The 1,319-nt window shown below is 67.7% G+C and carries 1 protein-coding gene; it reads right to left on the reverse strand.

Translation table 11 applies throughout. The features are described from left to right. Nucleotides 1-1,081, reverse strand: a 1,081-nt coding sequence (locus ACFYY7_RS45705; RefSeq protein ID WP_388672410.1) for an IS110 family transposase, incomplete at its 3' end; no start/stop codon positions are given. Nucleotides 1,082-1,319: the final 238 nt, after the last annotated feature.

Here is a 1,319-nt window from a genome sequence, read left to right on the forward strand (position 1 = left end):
GACCCTTCCCCTCGTCGCGCTTGCGTTGGTAGTACGTCCGCGACGCGGCGCATGTCCTGAGGCTGGCCATGGAGGAGAGGTAGAAGGCCCGCAGCAGCCCACGGTGGTAGCGGCGGGGGCGCCGCATATTGCCGCTGACGCGCCCGGAATCTCGTGGCACGGGGGCCAGGCCGGCGAAGCCGGCCAGGCGGTCTGGTGTGCTGAACGCGTCCATGTCGCCGCCGGTCGCGGCGATGAACTCGGCGCCGAGCAGGGCGCCCATCCCGGGCAGGCTGCGGATCACCTCGGCGTGCGGATGTTCGCGGAACCGTGCCTCGATGAGCGCGTCGAGCTCGGCGATCTCCTCGTCGAGGGCAATGACCCCCTTCGCGAGACGGGCCACCATGGCGGCGGCCAGCTTCTCGCCCGGCAGAGACGTCTGCTGGCCAACGGCAGCTTCGATGGCTGAGGCGGCGATGGCTGCGGCATTCTTGACCTTGCGGTTCCTCAGCCACGTCTCGACGCGCTTCGCGCCGCTGCGACGGAACGCGGCCGGGGTCTGGTAGCCGGTCAGCAGCAGGACCGGGCCCCTGTTCGTCAGCGCAAGAGTCCGTTCCAAAGCCGGGAAGAACTCCAGGAGTTGAGCGCGGAGTCGGTTGATCTGCCGGGTGCGGTCGCAGACGAGGTCGGTTCGGCGCCCGGTCAGGGTGCGCAGGTCGACGGCGATCTCGTCGCCGGGCCGCAGCAGGCCGAGATCGTTGCGCATCCGGGCCTGGTCGGCGATGACGAAGGCGTCCTTGGCGTCGGTCTTGCCCTGGCCGCGGTAGCCGGCAGATGCCTGGTGGACCGCCAGGCCGGTGAGGTAGGTCATCGGCTGGCCGTGGCTCAGGAGCAACCCGATCAGCAGGGCCGCGCCGCCGTGGTTGATGTCCACCGCCCACAGGACGTCCTCGGAGAGGGCGAGTACATCGCCAATGAGCTCCAGCAGGACCGTCTCGTCGTTCAGGACCCGGCGTGACAGGAGTCGCTTGCCCTGGGCATCGATCACCACGCAGTGGTGATGCTCCTTGCCGATGTCCACTCCGGCCCATATCTGGGGCATGGCCACCTCCGCCAGCTCGTCGTCTCACATTGGTCCCAGCAGACGACCTCGCCGGCGTTGTCCTACAAAGCGATCAAGTCGCGTATCCCAATTAGCGGTCGAGTCGTCGCGGGGCTCCGGGCGGCCAAGTTCTTTGAGCCATCAAGCGGCGACAAGCTCACAGCCATACCCGGAACCCCTGGGCTTCCCCGATCCTACGAATGATCAGATCCGACCCGCTTGAAAGGTAGGACAAGCT

Source organism: Streptomyces sp. NPDC001933 (assembly GCF_042890955.1).
Taxonomy (GTDB): domain Bacteria; phylum Actinomycetota; class Actinomycetes; order Streptomycetales; family Streptomycetaceae; genus Streptomyces.